Below are 306 nucleotides of genomic sequence, written 5' to 3' on the forward strand. Positions count from 1 at the left end.
TTGCGCGGGGCGCCGCGCGCGTAGAGCAGGGCGAACACGATGATGATGGGATAGAACGCGAACGCGTGCAGCAGCCACGACAGCGGCAGCCCGGCGATCACGAGCCGATCGATCTCGGGCACGAGCGCGATCACGAGGGTCAGCACCGCTGCGACCACGACGAATCCTGCGACCGTTCCCAGGGCGAGTCGCAGCTGGCTCCGTCTCAGGGCGCGGGCGTACACGGCATCCGCGTCGTCGGCCGGCGTGCCGGGAAGAGCGATCCCGTGGGTGTGATCGTGCGCGTGCGCACGGCGGTCGTGGGCG

General features: G+C 70.6%; 1 protein-coding gene. It reads right to left on the reverse strand.

Annotated features, from left to right (window positions below):
* Positions 1-306 (reverse strand): hypothetical protein (locus ACNPNP_RS14190; RefSeq protein ID WP_448966674.1); only part of this gene is annotated, 306 nt, incomplete at both ends.

It is taken from the genome of Microbacterium xerophyticum, from assembly GCF_053543555.1.